This window comes from Pectobacterium hainanensis, assembly GCF_046237015.1.
Classification (GTDB): Bacteria; Pseudomonadota; Gammaproteobacteria; order Enterobacterales; family Enterobacteriaceae; genus JBJYIN01.
The window spans coordinates 84,575-101,058 of the sequence record NZ_JBJYIN010000010.1; the positions used below are offsets into that span (position 1 = coordinate 84,575).

The following is a 16,484-nucleotide window of genomic DNA, read 5'->3' on the forward strand; positions in this document are numbered from 1 at the left end:
CGTTATGCTGTCATTTAATCAGGTTTCTGCCCACTACGGCAAAATTCAGGCGTTGCATCAGGTTAGCCTGCACATTGAACAAGGCGAAATTGTAACGCTAATTGGTGCCAACGGTGCGGGTAAAACCACGTTGCTGGGAACGCTCTGTGGCGATCCTCGTGCGTCGGAAGGCACCATCATGTTCGACGGCAAAGAGATTACCCACTGGCAAACGGCGCAGATTATGCGAGAAGCCATCGCTATCGTGCCTGAAGGTCGTCGTGTTTTTTCCCGGATGACCGTTGAAGAAAATTTGGCGATGGGCGGTTTTTTTGCCGAGCGTCATCAATATCAGCAACGTATTGAACGGGTCTATGATTTATTCCCGCGTCTGTATGAACGACGAGTTCAGCGTGCGGGCACCATGTCTGGTGGTGAGCAGCAAATGCTGGCGATTGGACGAGCACTGATGAGTCAGCCGCGTCTCTTGTTGCTGGATGAACCTTCTCTAGGATTGGCTCCCATCATCATTTTGCAGATTTTTGATACTATTGCGCAACTGCGTGAAGAAGGCATGACTATCTTCCTGGTAGAGCAAAATGCAAATCAGGCTCTGCGTCTGGCTGATCGTGGCTATGTGCTTGAAAATGGCAATGTTGTACTTGAGGATACGGGTGCAGCACTGTTGGCGAATGAAGCGGTTCGCTCAGCTTATCTGGGTGGATAAGATTTAGCGTTTAAGTGTATATACCCGTCATACTTCAAGTTGCTTGTGCGTTGGCTGCGCTCACTCACCCGAATCACTTACCTGAGTAAGCTCATCGGGGTTCCTTCGCTTGCCGCCTTCATGCAACTCGAATTATTTAGTGTATAGAATAGGTATCGGGCCGGTTCTCCGGCCTGTTTTGTTATAGGGGTTGAAGAAAAATGTCCAATGAAGGGTTACTGGCGCACCGCATCGCTCAGTTAAAAAGCTCCGCGATTCGTGAATTGCTTAAACACAGCAAGATGGACAACATTATCTCGCTCGCTGGCGGGATTCCCTCCGATGCACTGTTTGATTTCGAAGGGTTAAACCAGGCGACACAGTTAGCTATTACTGAACAGCCGAAAACGGCATTTCAGTATGGTTTAACGGAAGGTAGCGGTGTACTGCGTGAACGTATTGCTGAACTGTGTGCGGTGCGTGGTGTGAAGACGCAGGCAGAAGATATCGTGGTGACAGCGGGGTCGCAGCAGGCGCTGGACCTTATCATGCGTGCGATGGTCGATCCAGGCGATGTCTTTGTGGTTGAACGTCCAACTTATCTTGCGGCCTTGCAAACGTTACAGTTGGCACAAGCGCAGGTCATGTCCGTATCATCGGATGAACACGGCATGGTGGTGGATGAACTGGAAACGTTGCTGAAAAAGCAGCGCATTAAAGGGGTATATATTGTCCCGAATTTTGGCAATCCCAGCGGGGTGACACTCAGTTACGAGCGCCGTGAGAAGCTGGTTGCGCTGGCTGAGCGTTATGGTTTTGTCATTATTGAGGACGATCCGTACGGCGAATTGCGTTTCACGGAAGAACGTCATCCGACGCTGTTCCAGTTGGCCCTGGAAACGCTGGGTAGCACGGATTATGTGCTCTATACCTCTACGTTTTCAAAGGTGCTGGCACCGGGATTACGCTTAGGTTGGGCGATCCTGCCACAGTGGCTGTTGCACAAAGTGGCGATCATTAAACAGGCGGCAGATCTTCATGCCAGCGCTTTGTCACAGGCGGTCGCAGAATGTTATTTGGGGCTAGGGCGCCTGGGCACGCAAATCGAGAAGATCCGCTTTGCTTATAAGCACAAGGGTGAACTGCTGGCGCAACTGATTGAACAGGAATTAGGTGATGTGATCGCCTTTAATCAGCCGAAAGGCGGGATGTTCCTGTGGGCGAAATTCCGCGAGGATTTCAATACTACGGCGTGGCTGAAGCAGACGCTTAATCAGGGCGTGGTATTTGTTCCCGGTGAATTTTTCTTCCCCGACAGCCCTGATTATTCGACGTTGCGTCTCTCTTTTGCGACTGCAACGGATGAGCAGATGCATGAAGCGGTTGCTCGCCTGCGTCGGGCACTGTAATGGTTGCTCACTGAGCTGTTAATGTAAAAAACCGCTGAATTCTCAGCGGTTTTTCCATGTTTGCCCCAACAAACCGTTACATCACCAACCACAAGGCCCAGGTGAAGAGGAATCCAGCCAGCCCGAGGATCGTTGTCAGCACTGTCCAGGTGCGCAGACCGTCAGCAACGGACAGCCCCAGATACTTGGTGACGATCCAGAAACCGGAGTCATTCACGTGTGACAATCCCAACCCACCAAAGCAGGCAGAAAGCGTCACCAGCACCAGTTGCATCTGATTCAGGCCGCTGACGGCTTCGCTCAGCAGGCCGCAGGTGGTGAGAATGGCGACGGTAGCTGAACCTTGCGAAGCACGCAGCGCCAGCGACAAAATAAACGCAGCCGGTACCAGCGGCAGGTGAATGCTGGTCAGCGTATCCGCCAGCGCTTTACCCACACCCGATTCCACCAGCACTTTGCCAAATACGCCACCCGCACCGGTCACCATAATGACGACGGCAGCAGCAGGCATCGCATCACCCATGACGTTTCCAGTCTTTTCAAGCGACCAACCCCTGCGCATGGCGATAAAGTAGAATGCCAGTGCAAGTGCGATGAGCAGCGCTACGGCAGGGGAGCCGATTAATGTGGTGATATTACGTAGCGGGTGGCCCGCTGGGAATAACGTCGCAGCAACGGTGCCGAGCATAATAATCGCGATAGGGATGACGATCAGCGCGGTTACCAGACTGGCGGAAGGCGCATTGTTATGCGGTGTTATCTCACTTTTGTCTTCCGTCTTCGCTAATTGTAATTGCTCTAATACATCAACAGATAAGGCGTATTGGCGACGGTTGAGATACTTGGCAACCCAGAAGCCAATAATACCGACAGGAATAGAGATCGCCAGACCTAATATGGTCAACCAACCCACATCCGCTTTTAATAGGCTGGCTGCGGCAACCGGGCCGGGATGAGGAGGTAGAGCGACGTGGACAGTCAGCATTACGCCAGCAACAGGCAGACCGAATTTAAGCGGGGAGACCTTGGCGACTTTGGCGAAGCCATAAATAATGGGAGCCAGAATAATAAATCCAACGTCAAAGAATACTGGAATACCGAGAATAAATGCCGCCATCGTCAGTGCAGCAATAACGCGCTTTTCTCCCAGTGTTTGCGTGAATTTTCTTGCCAGCGATTCAGCGCCGCCGGAAATTTCGATCATCCTCCCCAGCATAGCTCCCAGCCCAATGATCATGGTGATCGAACCGAGTACCCCACCCATCCCACTGGTCATTACTTTCATTATTTCTTCTGTGGGTATACCTGTTGCCAGTGCAACCAATAGGCTAACCACTAATAAGGCGACAAAAGGCTGAATTTTTAATTTAATGACCATCAGCAGCAGGAGTAATACCCCGGCGATAGCGATGCAGAGTAAGAGCGAGGTGGCCATGTTCTTATCCTCATTGACCCATTTTTCAATTCAGAGGCTGAAAAGGTATTGGGTTATTGTTTTATTTGAATAAAGGGATGCCTCGACTCCTGTAATACATACAGGAGTCTGACCTATTCTTTTTTATTTATTTGCGTCTAACGACTATTTCTCTGGTGTTAATATTATTTCCTGTAATAAGTTAGTTAGTGTTTTTTCTCCAGCCAAGTTTTAGCCCATCCTAATCCGTCTTCCGTTTTACCTCGTGGGTTATATTCACAGCCAACCCAGCCGGAATAATTCACGCGATCTAATTCGGCAAAAATGAACGGATAATTAATTTCCCCCTCATCGGGTTCATGACGTGCGGGCACTGAGGCAATTTGAATATGTCCGATGCGACTATCCAAATCGTGAATAATTTGCGTCAGGTTGCCATCGACAATTTGCGCGTGGAAGAAATCGAGCTGGATATAAACGTTCGGCCTGTCGATCAGATTGGCTAATTCCAACGCCTGATACTGGCTGGCGAACAGGTAATTCGGTTTCACCTTCGCGCTCAGTGCCTCAATCATGATATTGATGCCGTGTGGCGCAAATTTGTCGGCGGCGTAGCGCAGGTTATCGATGAAGGTTTGCTGATAGGCAGCACGGTCTTCACCGGGTGGGACGACGCCGCCCATCACCAGCACCGAAGGGCAATTCAGCGCCAGCGCATATTCCAGAGCGTTATCGATATCCCGGCGGGCATCTTCAATACGGTCGGGCAGGGCAGAGACACCCCATTCCCCCGCCGCAATATTGCCGGGCGCGGTATTGAACAGCACCTGCTTCAGGCCATTTTCCCGCAGCTTTTCCGCCAGCAGTGGTGCCGGATATTCATAAGGAAACAGGTACTCGACAGAGGTGAAACCCGCATCGGCAGCGGCTTTAAAACGATCGAGAAACGGCACGTCAGTAAACAGCATAGAAAGATTGGCAGCAAATTTAGGCATGGTTAACTCCATAGCTCAGTAAAAAGTCACTCATCAAGAGAGCTCGGTAATTTCGTCAGCGGTGAGGTAGCGAATTTTTCGATCACCGAGAATAAAAATCAGCTTGGCGGTTTCTTCCAGCTCTTCCATGTTGTCTGCCGCCGCACGCAGACCCTTACCTGTGACGACGGGGCCGTGGTTAGCCAATAAGAATGCTTTGTAGCGTGAGGCCAGCTTCGCCAGATCCTCGCCTAGCCGCGCATCGCCGGGACGGTAATAAGGCACGACGGGCACTTTGCCGACACGCATCACCACATACGGCGTGAACGGTTTGATAGCATCCTGCGTATCCAACCCTTCCAAGCACGAAAGTGCAGTCAGATAGGTGCTGTGCAGGTGAACGATCGCCTTACAGTCAGGATCGTTACGGTAAATCGACAGGTGAAAGCTGACTTCTTTCGACGGTTTATCCCCAGAGATCCACTCGCCGCTCATGCTGACTTTGGACAGCCGCTCGGCATCCAGTTCGCCGAGGCAGGAGCCGGTCGGTGTTGCCAGCAGCGTGCCGTCATCCAATAACAGTGAGAGGTTACCTGCCGAACCGGTAGCGTAGCCGCGCTGGAAAAAGGACGCGCCCAGCTTGACCATTTCCTCACGTGCGTGTTGCTCGCGATTCAGGTCTGCTTCAGCTCTGTGGTGTTTTTCACTCATGCGGCAAACTCCTTTTGGGCACGGGCAAAGAAGTCTTCATCGCCGAAATTGCCGGATTTCAACGCCAGCGAGAGCGGATGATTGGTGGAGCGCACCCACGGCACTCCGGGGGAAATAGACGGCCCGATATGGAACGCGTGAATGCCCAGCGTCTGTACCACGATGCTGGAGGTTTCACCGCCCGCGATGATGAAGCGCTGGAAGCCATCTTGCTGAAGCTGACGGGCAACGGCGGCAAACAGTTTCTCTACCGCCTGACTGCTGGCTTCTGCCCCCCAGCGCTGCTGAATCTTCGCCAGTTCATCGGGTGAGGATGTGGCGTACAGTAGCGGAGCGAGTGCGTCGTTACGATGCGCTTTCACCCAGTCAACCAGTTCCTGCACGTAGGATTCATCGTCTTGCAGACAGCGAGCGACATCGACCGCGCGACCCGCCGCCTGTTTCAGGTAGTGGGCGACCTGCTTGTTGGTCATCACCGAACAAGAGCCGGACAGCACAACGCCTGCGCCGGATTGCGGCTTGCCGGCTTCGGTGGCGGAACCGATTTGTGTCGCGGGTTCTGCCCACTGGCGTGCCAGACCAATCGCCAGGCCGGAACCGCCGGTAACCAGCTTCATATCGCGTAGCGCTTCGCCCTGCGTGAGTAGATGCTGTTCGTTCAGCGTATCCAGCACCACATAGCGGATGCCTTGTTCTTTCAACTGCGCCAACCGCTGTTTGACGGCGTCCGCCCCTTGATCCATCACGGCATACGGCACCAGTCCGCAGCGCCCGGCAGCCTGCAATTCCATGACGCGCATCAGGTTGCTGTCCGTCATCGGCGTGACCGGATGGTGGCGCATCCCAGATTCAGACAGCAGTTGATCCATCACAAACAGGTGCCCCTGATAGACGGTTCTACCATTCACCGGCAGCGCTGGAGAGATAATGGTTTGCGTTTCGCCAAGCTGTTCCAACAGCGCATCGGTCACCGGACCGATGTTGCCTTTTGCGGTGCTGTCGAAGGTGGAGCAATATTTAAAATAGAACTGCTGGCAACCCTGCTGTTGCAGCCACGCCAGCGCCTTGAGCGAATCCGCCACGGCTTGTTCCGCCGGGCAGGAGCGCGATTTCAGGCTAATGACCACAGCCTGCGTCTCCACCTTGAAGTCAGCCGGAGGCACGCCGTTGAGCTGTACGGTCGGCAACCCGTTATTCACCAGAAAGCTGGCGATATCCGTGGCACCGGTAAAGTCGTCGGCAATCACACCTAGCTTGATCATGGTGCCTCCTTCTTTTCCGGTAGTGTAATGCCGTTAAAAATCTTGATAACCGCGCTGTCGTCCTCTTTACCGAATCCTGCATTACTGGCTGAGGTGAACATATTGAACGCGGTGGAGGCTAGCGGCAGCGGGAAATGGAGCGATTTGGCGGTGTCGGTGACCAATCCCAAATCTTTCACGAAAATATCCACAGCGGATTTTGGTGTGTAGTCGCCGTCTACCACGTGACGCATCCGATTTTCGAACATCCAAGAGTTCCCCGCGGCATTCGTCACTACGTCGTACATGATATCCAGAGGGATGTCAGCGCGAGCGGCCAGCGCCATCGCTTCTGCACCGGCGGCGATGTGCACGCCTGCCAACAGCTGGTGGATAATTTTAACGGTCGCACCCAGCCCGATTTCTTCGCCGATGCGATAGACCTTGCCTGCGACGGCATCGAGCACTGGTTTCAGTTTTTCGAAGGCCAGATCGGAACCGGATGCCATCACCGTCATGTCACCTGCGGCGGCTTTGGCCGCACCGCCGGAGACCGGCGCATCCAGCATGATGAGCTGATGCTCTGCCAGACGCTGCTCAATATTTTTGGCATCCTGCGCGGAGATTGTGGAGGACACCATGACCACGGTGCTGGGCTTGAGCTTCGCCGCGACCTGCGGTTCACCAAACAGAATTCCGTTGACCTGTGCGGCATTCACGACTAACAGCACGACGGCGTCCAGCTTGTCAGCGAAGGCATCAATACGCGTATCGGCCTGCGCCGCCCCCGCCTGACGTAGCCGTTCCAGTGCTTGTGGATTGATATCGACACCGTATGTCGTCAGGCCGGCGTTGATACAGGACGCCGCTGCGCCAAAACCCATGGAACCCAGACCGATAACGGCGACAGCATAATCAGAAGTCTTTTTCATCGTGGTTGCCTTGTTAAAATTAGTGATTTTTTGTTCTCTGGTGTTAAATATAAGGACTATCAGAACAAGTTATGGTGATTTTTATCACATAAATTAACATTGAGATCGTGATGGTTTAGTGTGGCTGAACCCCACTGGGAATGTGATTCCCTTTGTTTCTATTAAATATCAGTATGTTATTTTCATTTTGGCGTCAAGCGATGAGGAAGGTTGTTATGTCTGGCGTGGTTTGTTGCGTGAATTTATGATAATTATCGTCATTAAATGGGCTGTTTCTCACAATATTTATCAGACTCAGTTTTTAGCAAACTCAATGTTTATCAAACCAGCATTATCAAACAGGGAACGGACAGCGTGATTCCAGTAGAACGTCATCAACAGATTCTGGCGCTGATCGCCGAGCGCGGCGCGGTAAGTATTAATGAACTCACCGAGCGGCTGGGTGTGTCGCATATGACGGTACGGCGCGATGTGCAAAAACTGGAGCAAGACGGACTGCTGTTGAGTGTTTCCGGCGGTGTGCGCTCGCCTGAACGGTTGGCGATTGAGCCATCACATCAGGATAAATCGGTGATGTTCAGCCAGCAGAAAGCGGCGATGGGGAAACTGGCGGCACAGCATATCCCACTGAATAGTTGCATTTATCTGGATGCTGGCACCACCACGCTATCGCTGGCTCGCGAACTGGCTGAACGCGACGATCTCCTGATTGTTACCAACGATTTTGCGATTGCCGATTTCCTCATTGAATCCAGTCAGTGTCGTATGATCCACACTGGAGGCACGTTGTGTCGGGAAAATCGCTCCTGCATCGGGGAAGCGGTGGCTCAGTCACTGCGTAACCTGTTTATCGACATTGCGTTTATCTCCGCCTCCTCATGGAGCCTGCGTGGTCTGTCCACGCCGAATGAAGATAAAGTCGTGGTGAAACGCGCGGCGGTGGAAGCCAGCAGAAAACGTGTCCTGCTGTGCGACACCTCAAAATACGGCCGTATCGCCACCCATCTCGCCACGCCGCTCAATGTATTCGACAGCATCATCACCGACGACGGCCTTCCTGCCGCCGCCAAAGAAGCGCTAAGCAAAATGGGTGTTGAGGTGCTGGTGGCGGGGTGAGGGCAGTTATCAACGATCCTAAAACCGTTATCGTTGATGTTATTCGAAAATAGCCCTGAATGAATCAGCAAGCGCGTTTGAATGTATGGTGATGTTCCGGTGTGTAGCATTTTTGTACACTTCATGTAGGGTTGTAGAGAGATTCACTACACAGGCATGATGATGAAACCGGAAACTAAAGAGGCGCGAATCACTATTCGGGCCAAAGCCTCCCAGCGGGACTTGATCGATATGGCTGCAAACCTTGTGTCAAAATCACGTACCGATTTTATACTTGAAGCCGCCTGTCGCGAGGCGCAGGACATTTTGTTGGATCAACGTTTGTTTATTCTGGACAACGAACAGTTTGATGAATTTTTGGCCGAGTTGGATGCACCTATCACCGCAGAGCGCCAGGCTCGCATTAACGAGCTGATGAGCCGCAAATCGCCATGGGAATAACAGCACCAGAGCCAGAGCCATTACTGATAATTGTTCTTGGTGGCATGCTATTGATTGAATACATCCTTATTTAGCCACTTTTCAAATATCAAAAAAGTGGCACATAGGTTCCATTTGCTGATGCAGGATTCGGATGATAAGAAGATCTTCTTCTCGTATGCGGTAGAAAATAGCGTGTTGCCTATGATCGAATCGGCGCACACCCTGGCTAATTTCAGGGTACTCTTGGCCTATATAAGGGGATTCTGCTAGCAGAATCAGCGTATTCTCTAGCGACTCTGTATAATTGTCAGCCTGACTGATGCCGTAGGTGTACTTAAAGATGCCTGCGAAATCTTCTGCTGCAAGATTAGAGAGTTTATACATTCCGTTCGCGCTTCTTTTTTGCTGCAATTTCACGCAGCGTCAACGAACTTTCTCCACTTTGCTCCCCTGCATAAATCGCTTTTTTCAGAGCCTCTGTTTTGGATTCTTGTTGTTCAAGAAGACGAAGTGCTGACCTGATGACTTCACTGGTAGAACTATAGCGACCGCTATCTATTAATTTGGAGACAAAATCATCCAGTTGTTCGCCGATCGTAATACTTGTCGTTCTAGGCATAAAAACCTCCTGTGTTATCTATTAACACAGATGGTAGCACAGAACAGCCTACTTAGTAGCCAATAAGAAGACCTCCTCCCTCTGTCACTTTCCCGTCATCTTCCGGTTATTTTTCTGTCATACGCCCATGTCATGTTTGTTTTCGCCCAAAAAAACACCGTGATGCTGGCGCATTAATTGATTGCAGGAGACAGGCATGTTCAACAACACAATTCGTAAAACACATGCTATTCGCACCGCAGTGGCGTGTGTGGCATTCGCGCTGATGAGCGCCAGTGCGCAGGCCGCGACAGACATTCCTTTCTGGCACTCCATGGAAGGCGAACTCGGGAAAGAAGTGAATGCTCTGGCTGACCGTTTTAACCAAGCGCACAGCGATGTAAAAATTGTGCCGGTCTACAAAGGCAACTACGAACAGAATCTGGCTGCCGGGATTGCGGCTTACCGCGCCGGGAATGCGCCCGCCATTTTGCAGGTCTATGAAGTCGGTACGGCGACCATGATGGCAAGTAAAGCCATCAAACCTGTCTATGAAGTCTTCAAAGAGTCAGGCATTACTTTCGATGAATCGGTGTTTGTGCCGACCGTCTCCGGCTATTACACCGATGCGAAGAGTGGCCACCTGCTATCGCAGCCGTTTAATAGCTCCACGCCGGTGCTGTACTACAACAAAGATGCTTTCAAGAAGGCGGGTTTAGATCCCGAACAGCCGCCGAAGACCTGGCAGCAAATGGCGGAATACACCGCCAAACTGCGTGCGGCCGGGATGAAGTGCGGCTATGCCAGCGGCTGGCAGGGCTGGATTCAGATTGAAAACTTTAGCGCCTGGCACGGTCTGCCGGTTGCGACCAAGAACAACGGCTTTGACGGCACCGATGCCGTGCTGGAATTCAATAAGCCGACGCAGGTTAAGCACATTCAGCTGTTGCAGGACATGAACAAGAAGGGCGATTTCACCTATTTCGGGCGCAAGGATGAGCCGACCGAGAAATTCTATAACGGTGACTGCGCTATCACCACGGCCTCTTCCGGTTCGCTGGCGAACATCCGCGAACACGCCAAGTTCAACTATGGTGTCGGCATGATGCCGTATGACGCCGATGCGAAAGGCGCACCGCAGAACGCCATTATCGGCGGAGCCAGCCTGTGGGTGATGGGCGGTAAAGATGCTGCGACCTACAAAGGCGTCGCGGAGTTTATGAAGTTCCTGGCCGAGCCGGAGAATGCCGCCGAATGGCACCAGAAAACCGGTTACCTGCCAATCACGACTGCGGCATATGAACTGACGCAGAAGCAGGGCTTCTACGAGAAAAACCCCGGTGCGGATATCGCTACGCGCCAGATGCTGAACAAGCCCCCGTTGTCGTTCACCAAAGGTCTGCGTTTGGGCAACATGCCGCAGATTCGTACCGTGGCGGATGAAGAATTAGAAAGCGTATGGACAGGTAAGAAGACGCCACAACAGGCGCTGGATAGCGCAGTAGAACGCGGCAATGCGCTTCTGCGTCGCTTCGAACAGTCGACAAAGTAATACGCTGCTGTTGAGCAATACCGGGCCGAAGGGAATCGGCCTGTTTCTTTTCTGTTTGTAATGAGCTACCGCATGACATCATCCCGCCCCGTTTTTCGCAGCAGCTGGTTGCCCTATGTGTTGGTGTTGCCTCAACTGCTGATTACTGTGATTTTCTTTATCTGGCCAGCCGGTCAGGCGCTATGGTATTCGGTGCAGAACTTGGATCCGTTTGGCTTATCCAGTGAATTTGTCGGCATGGAAAACTTCAGACAGCTGTTCAATAACCCTTACTACCTCGATTCGTTTTACACCACGCTGATATTCAGCTTTCTGGTCGCTGGGTTTGGCATGTTGATCTCACTTTTTCTGGCGGCTCTGGTGGACTATGTGATCCGTGCCAGCCGCTTGTATCAGACGTTAATCATCCTGCCCTATGCCGTGGCCCCCGCCGTTGCTGCGGTCTTGTGGATGTTCCTGTTTAACCCCGGACTGGGGCTGATTACCCACTTTCTCGGGCTGTTGGGCTATACGTGGAACCACGCGCAGCACAGCGGTCAGGCGATGTTTTTGGTGGTACTGGCGTCGGTCTGGAAGCAGATTAGCTATAACTTCCTGTTCTTTCTGGCGGCGCTGCAATCCATTCCCCGCTCACTGATGGAAGCGGGCGCGATCGATGGCGCAGGGCCCGTGCGGCGCTTCTTTAATCTGGTGCTGCCGATGATTTCGCCGGTGAGCTTCTTCCTGCTGGTGGTCAATCTGGTCTACGCCTTTTTCGATACCTTCCCGATTATCGATGCGGCAACGGCGGGCGGGCCAGTGCAGTCGACGACCACGCTGATCTACAAAATTTACCGCGAGGGCTTTGCAGGGCTGGATCTGTCCAGCTCGGCGGCGCAATCAGTGATTCTGATGCTACTGGTTATCGGGCTGACCGTTATTCAGTTCCGTTTTGTTGAACGGAAGGTGAACTATCAATGAAGGTGAATCTACTAAGGTCAACGGCCAATGATTGAGAATCGTCGCGGGTTAACTATTTTCAGCCATGTCATGCTGATCGTCGGCATTCTCGCCGTACTGTTTCCGCTGTACGTGGGGTTTGTGGCCGCCACGTTGGATAACCAGGACGTCTTTCTGGCTCCCATGACGCTCATCCCCGGTTCTCACCTGTGGGAGAACCTGCGTGATATCTGGCTGCATGGTGCAGGCAACAACACCACGCCGTTCGGGCTGATGTTGCTCAACAGTTTCGTCATGGCGCTGGCGATCACGGTGGGCAAAATTACCGTCTCGATCCTGTCCGCTTACGCCATCGTCTATTTTCGTTTTCCGCTGCGCAACCTGTTCTTCTGGATGATTTTCCTGACGCTGATGCTGCCGGTGGAAGTGCGTATTTTCCCCACGGTGGAAGTGATCGCGCGGCTGGACATGATGGACAGCTACACCGGTTTAACGCTGCCGCTGATGGCGTCGGCGACAGCGACCTTCCTGTTTCGCCAGTTCTTTATGACGCTGCCGGATGAGCTGATGGAGGCGGCACGTATCGACGGTGCCAGCCCGATGCGTTTCTTCTTCGACATGGTGTTACCGCTGTCGAAGACCAATCTGGCGGCGCTGTTTGTGATCACGTTCATCTACGGCTGGAACCAGTACCTGTGGCCGCTGCTGATTGTCAGCGATGCCAATTTGGGGACTGCGGTCGCCGGGATTAAAAGCATGATTGCCTCCGGCGATGGCGCGACCCAGTGGAATCAGGTGATGGCTGCGATGCTGCTGACCATGCTGCCGCCGCTGCTGGTGGTTCTACTGATGCAGCGCTGGTTCGTTCGCGGCCTGGTCGACAGCGAAAAATAAACCAAGACGAATTTCGGAAACGCTTATGGCATGTTTAAAACTTCAGGCCGTCACCAAGTCTTACGATGGCAAAACACAGATCATCCAACCCATCGATCTGGACGTTGCGGACGGTGAATTCGTGGTGATGGTCGGGCCGTCAGGCTGCGGTAAATCCACGTTGCTGCGTATGGTGGCGGGCCTTGAACGCACCACCAGCGGGGATATCTATATCGATAACGAACGTGTCACCGATCTGGAACCAAAAGATCGCGGAATTGCGATGGTATTCCAGAACTATGCGCTTTATCCCCATATGAACGTGTTCGACAATATGGCCTACGGCCTGAAAATTCGTGGTTTCGGTAAGGCGCAGATTCGTGAGCGGGTAGAAGATGCGGCGCGCATTCTGGAATTGATGTCGCTGCTGCAACGCAAACCGCGTGAACTCTCGGGCGGCCAGCGTCAGCGCGTGGCGATGGGACGAGCGATTGTCCGTGAGCCGGCGGTGTTCCTGTTTGACGAACCGCTGTCAAACTTGGATGCCAAACTGCGCGTACAAATGCGGCTCGAATTACAGCAACTGCATCAGCGCCTGAAAACGACCAGTCTGTACGTCACGCACGATCAGGTTGAGGCCATGACGTTGGCGCAGCGTGTCATCGTGATGAACAAAGGCATTGCCGAGCAAATCGGCGCACCTGCTGAGATCTATCGGCGTCCAGCGTCGCTGTTTGTGGCGAGCTTTATTGGCTCACCAGCGATGAATCTCTGGTCAGGCCGTATTAGCGAGGATGGTTGCCGCTTTCAAATAGGTGAAGACATTGCGCTGGCGCTACCGGCACCGAAGCCGCAGTGGCGTGGTAAAGCATTGACGCTGGGGGTGCGACCAGAGCATATTCAGCTGACGACGCGCGAAACCGACGGTATTCCGTTGCAGATCGACACCCTTGAACTGCTGGGCGCGGACAATTTAGCGCACGGCAAATGGGGCGGGCAAAATGTGATCGCGCGACTCTCTTATGAGCACTGTCCCGCCATCGGCTCGACGCTCTGGCTATATTTGCCGACGTCTTCATGGCACCTGTTTGATTCGCAAAGCGGATTACGGATGGAATAATGGAAACAATCTGGCCTTACCCGAGCATTGTCGCCCATCGCGGCGGTGGTTCACTGGCACCGGAAAACACATTGGCGGCGATTGATGTTGGTGCCAGTTTTGGTCACAAGATGATCGAATTTGACGCTAAGCTGTCGCAGGACGGTCAGATTTTCCTTCTACACGACGATACGCTGGAGCGCACCAGCAACGGCTGGGGTATTGCAGGCGAACTGCCGTGGGACAAGCTGGTTGGGCTGGATGTCGGCGGCTGGTACGGTCGTAAATTTGTCGGTGAACGCCTGCCGCTACTATCGGAAGTAGCAAAACGCTGTGCACAGTACGGCATGGCGGCCAATATCGAGATTAAACCCACTACCGGATATGAAACCGAAACGGGGCGAGTGATTGCGCTAGCGGCACGCCAGCTATGGGCCGATCATCCGGTTGCACCGCTGCTGTCATCGTTCTCTATCGAAGCCCTGGAAGCGGCGCAGCAGGCCGTACCGGAACTGCCGCGTGGGCTGCTTTTGGATGAGTGGGAAGAGGACTGGCTGGCGTTAACGCAGCGTCTGGGGTGTGTGTCCATCCATCTGAATCACAAGCTGCTGACGGCAGAACGCACCGCGGCGCTGAAGGCGGCGGGATTACACATCCTGGTTTATACCGTTAATCAACCCGCCCGCGCGCAAACTTTGCTGGATTGGGGCGTTGACTGTATCTGCACTGACCGGATAGATTTAATTGGGGCAAGCTTCGCAACCGGCTGACGCTGGCCTTTTGTCTTCGTGCGAGCGGTGCGTGATACACCTATCATAGCGTGCGTACGGTGATTCCCTGTTTTGACTCGGTGCCGGTAATAAGGAAGTGGCGTCATGCCCGCATTTATTGTTTCGCTTTGGCACCAGATTTTTCTGTCGCTCCCCCTGTTTGTTTTGATTGCGCTCGGCTATAGCTTGATTCGCTATGGTAAATGGCCGACCGCCATTACAGATGGCATGACGCGTTTTGTCTTTTCCGTGGCAATGCCCGCGATGCTGTTTCGTCTGATGTCGGATTTTTCTAAGCGTCCGGCAGTAGATGCGCGTTTATTGATCGCCTTTTTCGGCAGTTGTCTGATCGTTTTTGTGCTAGGGCGAATTGTCGCAAAGAAAATCTTTCATCTTGATGGGGTATCCGGCTCACTTTTTGCGTTAAGCGGTATTTTTTCCAATAACGTCATGCTGGGATTGCCTATTGCCACATTGATGCTAGGCGAAGATGCTATTCCTTCGGTTGCGTTGGTGGTGGTGTTTAACGGGCTTATTTTGTGGACGCTGGTGACGGTATCGGTGGAATGGGCGCGTAACGGGGCGCTATCGCTGCGTGGATTTGGGAAAACTGCGGTAGGGGTGTTAAAAAATCCTCTGATTATCGGTATTTTGTCCGGTACGGCGTTTAGCCTGACTGGCCTGCCATTGCCGTCTTTTGTTGAACAACCGCTTGCGATGTTAGGGCAGATTGCGGCTCCGCTCTCACTTATTGCGCTGGGGATGGGGTTAGCCGAATACCGTGTGCGCGACGGTTGGCAGATCAGTACGATGATTTGTACGATCAAGCTGCTAGTTCAGCCGCTGGTGATCTGGGGGCTTGCTATTGCACTCGGTTTGCCGGAAATGGAAACGCGTGTCGTGGTCTTACTAGGTTCAATGGCGATAGGCGTGAATGTCTATCTGATGTCGCGCCAGTTCGATGTGCTAGGTGGCCCGGTGGCATCGAGCCTGCTGCTATCAACGGCAATGGCAGCATTAACCACGCCGTTGATTTTGACGCTGATGGGTGTGCGATTATAAGGCCACTATTGCATCAAGGGTTCTGATTGATCGGCGGTGGTGGCGTAGTTCTCTGTGACCGCTGTAAATCCTGCTGTAGCTGCTGCTGGCGTTGTTGCTGCAACTGCTGGTTGCGCTGCTGGAGCTGATTATTCAACTGCTGTTGCTGTAATTTCTGGCTCTGCTGCATATTCTGCTGCAACTGTTTCTGGCTGCTGATACCGCTCTCAAACTGCTGCTGAGGCGTGGGCGCTTGCGGCGTGTTGGCGCTCGCCAGAAGCGGTAGGCCGAGCAGGGCAACGGTGGCCAATAATAATGCCTTATCGTGTTGCATTAAACCTCCACACAGGCTATACCCGTCATACTTCAAGCTGCTTGTGCGTTGGCCGCCCTTACTCACCCCAGTCACTTACCTGAGTAAGCTCCTGGGGATTCGCTCGGTTGCCGCGTTACAAGGCCATAAATGGGCCTTGCCCTAAAGGGTCAACGCAGAGCGTTGTTCAAAACGCTAACGTTTTGTCACGCAACTCGAATTATTTAGGGTATACATGCCCGAATTGTATTTTCATCAGTACATTATCCTGACGTATTTCCTTAAGTGTAATCGCTGTGGGTGAAAACGTCGTACAGAGTAATCCGCAATCTGGAGCGTACAGGTTTTGGGTTGCCCTGTGGGAATGCGCTATACTGCGGCGGAATTTTCCTTC

The 16,484-nt window shown here is 52.8% G+C and carries 18 protein-coding genes; 10 read left to right on the forward strand and 8 right to left on the reverse strand.

Annotated elements, in window-relative coordinates:
• The first annotated feature begins 4 nt into the window (after positions 1–4).
• Positions 5–706 carry a high-affinity branched-chain amino acid ABC transporter ATP-binding protein LivF gene (livF, locus tag ACKPVM_RS12035; protein WP_409309286.1) on the forward strand — a complete coding sequence of 234 codons (702 nt, stop codon included), beginning with the start codon at positions 5–7 and terminating at the stop codon, positions 704–706.
• Between the two features lie 200 nt (positions 707–906).
• The gene (locus tag ACKPVM_RS12040; RefSeq protein WP_409309287.1) at positions 907–2,094 is read left to right on the forward strand and encodes an aminotransferase-like domain-containing protein; all 1,188 of its coding nucleotides are present in this window, start codon (positions 907–909) and stop codon (positions 2,092–2,094) included.
• A 76-nt stretch (positions 2,095–2,170) separates the two neighbouring features.
• Here ACKPVM_RS12040 and ACKPVM_RS12045 read toward each other — a convergent pair whose 3' ends face one another.
• From ACKPVM_RS12045 to ltnD, 5 genes are all read right to left on the reverse strand, one after another.
• A complete protein-coding gene (locus ACKPVM_RS12045; RefSeq protein ID WP_409309288.1) occupies positions 2,171–3,529 on the reverse strand; it encodes a GntP family transporter in 1,359 nt (452 codons plus the stop codon).
• 185 nt (positions 3,530–3,714) lie between these two features.
• Positions 3,715–4,503: a 2-oxo-tetronate isomerase gene (otnI, locus tag ACKPVM_RS12050; RefSeq protein ID WP_409309289.1), complete on the reverse strand. Its 789-nt coding sequence runs from the start codon at positions 4,501–4,503 to the stop codon at positions 3,715–3,717.
• Between the two features lie 33 nt (positions 4,504–4,536).
• A complete protein-coding gene (otnC, locus tag ACKPVM_RS12055) occupies positions 4,537–5,193 on the reverse strand; it encodes a 3-oxo-tetronate 4-phosphate decarboxylase (protein WP_409309290.1) in 657 nt (218 codons plus the stop codon).
• Positions 5,190–6,455 carry a 3-oxo-tetronate kinase gene (gene otnK, locus ACKPVM_RS12060; protein WP_409309291.1) on the reverse strand — a complete coding sequence of 422 codons (1,266 nt, stop codon included), beginning with the start codon at positions 6,453–6,455 and terminating at the stop codon, positions 5,190–5,192. The genes otnC and otnK overlap by 4 nt, the downstream gene beginning before the upstream one ends.
• Positions 6,452–7,366 carry an L-threonate dehydrogenase gene (gene ltnD / locus ACKPVM_RS12065; protein WP_409309292.1) on the reverse strand — a complete coding sequence of 305 codons (915 nt, stop codon included), beginning with the start codon at positions 7,364–7,366 and terminating at the stop codon, positions 6,452–6,454. The genes otnK and ltnD overlap by 4 nt, the downstream gene beginning before the upstream one ends.
• A gap of 354 nt (positions 7,367–7,720) precedes the next feature.
• Here ltnD and ygbI point away from each other — a divergent pair, with 354 nt between their 5' ends.
• Positions 7,721–8,482: a DNA-binding transcriptional repressor YgbI gene (gene ygbI, locus ACKPVM_RS12070; protein ID WP_409309293.1), complete on the forward strand. Its 762-nt coding sequence runs from the start codon at positions 7,721–7,723 to the stop codon at positions 8,480–8,482.
• Positions 8,483–8,644: 162 nt separating this feature from the next.
• Positions 8,645–8,923, forward strand: a complete 279-nt coding sequence (locus ACKPVM_RS12075) for a type II toxin-antitoxin system TacA family antitoxin (protein ID WP_409309294.1) — start codon at positions 8,645–8,647, stop codon at positions 8,921–8,923.
• An 81-nt stretch (positions 8,924–9,004) separates the two neighbouring features.
• Here ACKPVM_RS12075 and ACKPVM_RS12080 read toward each other — a convergent pair whose 3' ends face one another.
• Both ACKPVM_RS12080 and ACKPVM_RS12085 read right to left on the reverse strand, forming a co-directional pair.
• A complete protein-coding gene (locus tag ACKPVM_RS12080; protein ID WP_409309295.1) occupies positions 9,005–9,289 on the reverse strand; it encodes a type II toxin-antitoxin system RelE/ParE family toxin in 285 nt (94 codons plus the stop codon).
• Entirely contained in the window at positions 9,282–9,524 is a 243-nt protein-coding gene (locus ACKPVM_RS12085; protein WP_012772867.1) for a type II toxin-antitoxin system ParD family antitoxin, read from the reverse strand. The genes ACKPVM_RS12080 and ACKPVM_RS12085 overlap by 8 nt, the downstream gene beginning before the upstream one ends.
• A gap of 196 nt (positions 9,525–9,720) precedes the next feature.
• Between ACKPVM_RS12085 and ugpB the strand changes: the two genes are divergently transcribed.
• From ugpB to ACKPVM_RS12115, 6 genes are all read left to right on the forward strand, one after another.
• Complete coding sequence (gene ugpB, locus ACKPVM_RS12090; protein WP_409309296.1) at positions 9,721–11,055, forward strand: sn-glycerol-3-phosphate ABC transporter substrate-binding protein UgpB; 1,335 nt, start codon at positions 9,721–9,723, stop codon at positions 11,053–11,055.
• Positions 11,056–11,127: 72 nt separating this feature from the next.
• Complete coding sequence (ugpA, locus tag ACKPVM_RS12095; RefSeq protein ID WP_039363434.1) at positions 11,128–12,015, forward strand: sn-glycerol-3-phosphate ABC transporter permease UgpA; 888 nt, start codon at positions 11,128–11,130, stop codon at positions 12,013–12,015.
• Positions 12,016–12,042: 27 nt separating this feature from the next.
• On the forward strand, positions 12,043–12,888 hold the full coding sequence (gene ugpE, locus ACKPVM_RS12100; protein ID WP_409309297.1) for a sn-glycerol-3-phosphate ABC transporter permease UgpE: 846 nt from the start codon (positions 12,043–12,045) through the stop codon (positions 12,886–12,888).
• A 25-nt stretch (positions 12,889–12,913) separates the two neighbouring features.
• Positions 12,914–13,987, forward strand: coding sequence for a sn-glycerol-3-phosphate import ATP-binding protein UgpC (locus ACKPVM_RS12105; RefSeq protein WP_409309298.1), 1,074 nt, complete (start codon positions 12,914–12,916; stop codon positions 13,985–13,987).
• Positions 13,987–14,736 carry a glycerophosphodiester phosphodiesterase gene (gene ugpQ / locus ACKPVM_RS12110; protein ID WP_409309299.1) on the forward strand — a complete coding sequence of 250 codons (750 nt, stop codon included), beginning with the start codon at positions 13,987–13,989 and terminating at the stop codon, positions 14,734–14,736. Before ACKPVM_RS12105 ends, ugpQ begins: the two co-directional genes overlap by 1 nt.
• Positions 14,737–14,841: 105 nt before the next feature.
• Positions 14,842–15,798 (forward strand): AEC family transporter, encoded by a 957-nt coding sequence (locus tag ACKPVM_RS12115; RefSeq protein ID WP_409309300.1) that lies wholly within the window; start codon positions 14,842–14,844, stop codon positions 15,796–15,798.
• A 13-nt stretch (positions 15,799–15,811) separates the two neighbouring features.
• On the opposite strand, the gene ACKPVM_RS12120 is transcribed toward ACKPVM_RS12115, so the two are convergent.
• Entirely contained in the window at positions 15,812–16,111 is a 300-nt protein-coding gene (locus tag ACKPVM_RS12120; RefSeq protein WP_409309301.1) for a hypothetical protein, read from the reverse strand.
• Between the last annotated feature and the right edge of the window lie 373 nt (positions 16,112–16,484).

What these genes read in the sequence shown, in the direction of transcription:
- livF (WP_409309286.1), top strand. Translation starts at nt 5, where the DNA reads ATGCTGTCATTTAATCAGGTTTCTGCCCACTACGGCAAAATTCAGGCG.
- ACKPVM_RS12040 (WP_409309287.1), top strand. Translation starts at nt 907, where the DNA reads ATGTCCAATGAAGGGTTACTGGCGCACCGCATCGCTCAGTTAAAAAGC.
- ACKPVM_RS12045 (WP_409309288.1), bottom strand. Translation starts at nt 3,529, where the DNA reads ATGGCCACCTCGCTCTTACTCTGCATCGCTATCGCCGGGGTATTACTC.
- otnI (WP_409309289.1), bottom strand. Translation starts at nt 4,503, where the DNA reads ATGCCTAAATTTGCTGCCAATCTTTCTATGCTGTTTACTGACGTGCCG.
- otnC (WP_409309290.1), bottom strand. Translation starts at nt 5,193, where the DNA reads ATGAGTGAAAAACACCACAGAGCTGAAGCAGACCTGAATCGCGAGCAA.
- otnK (WP_409309291.1), bottom strand. Translation starts at nt 6,455, where the DNA reads ATGATCAAGCTAGGTGTGATTGCCGACGACTTTACCGGTGCCACGGAT.
- ltnD (WP_409309292.1), bottom strand. Translation starts at nt 7,366, where the DNA reads ATGAAAAAGACTTCTGATTATGCTGTCGCCGTTATCGGTCTGGGTTCC.
- ACKPVM_RS12075 (WP_409309294.1), top strand. Translation starts at nt 8,645, where the DNA reads ATGAAACCGGAAACTAAAGAGGCGCGAATCACTATTCGGGCCAAAGCC.
- ACKPVM_RS12080 (WP_409309295.1), bottom strand. Translation starts at nt 9,289, where the DNA reads ATGTATAAACTCTCTAATCTTGCAGCAGAAGATTTCGCAGGCATCTTT.
- ACKPVM_RS12085 (WP_012772867.1), bottom strand. Translation starts at nt 9,524, where the DNA reads ATGCCTAGAACGACAAGTATTACGATCGGCGAACAACTGGATGATTTT.
- ugpB (WP_409309296.1), top strand. Translation starts at nt 9,721, where the DNA reads ATGTTCAACAACACAATTCGTAAAACACATGCTATTCGCACCGCAGTG.
- ugpA (WP_039363434.1), top strand. Translation starts at nt 11,128, where the DNA reads ATGACATCATCCCGCCCCGTTTTTCGCAGCAGCTGGTTGCCCTATGTG.
- ugpE (WP_409309297.1), top strand. Translation starts at nt 12,043, where the DNA reads ATGATTGAGAATCGTCGCGGGTTAACTATTTTCAGCCATGTCATGCTG.
- ACKPVM_RS12105 (WP_409309298.1), top strand. Translation starts at nt 12,914, where the DNA reads ATGGCATGTTTAAAACTTCAGGCCGTCACCAAGTCTTACGATGGCAAA.
- ugpQ (WP_409309299.1), top strand. Translation starts at nt 13,987, where the DNA reads ATGGAAACAATCTGGCCTTACCCGAGCATTGTCGCCCATCGCGGCGGT.
- ACKPVM_RS12115 (WP_409309300.1), top strand. Translation starts at nt 14,842, where the DNA reads ATGCCCGCATTTATTGTTTCGCTTTGGCACCAGATTTTTCTGTCGCTC.
- ACKPVM_RS12120 (WP_409309301.1), bottom strand. Translation starts at nt 16,111, where the DNA reads ATGCAACACGATAAGGCATTATTATTGGCCACCGTTGCCCTGCTCGGC.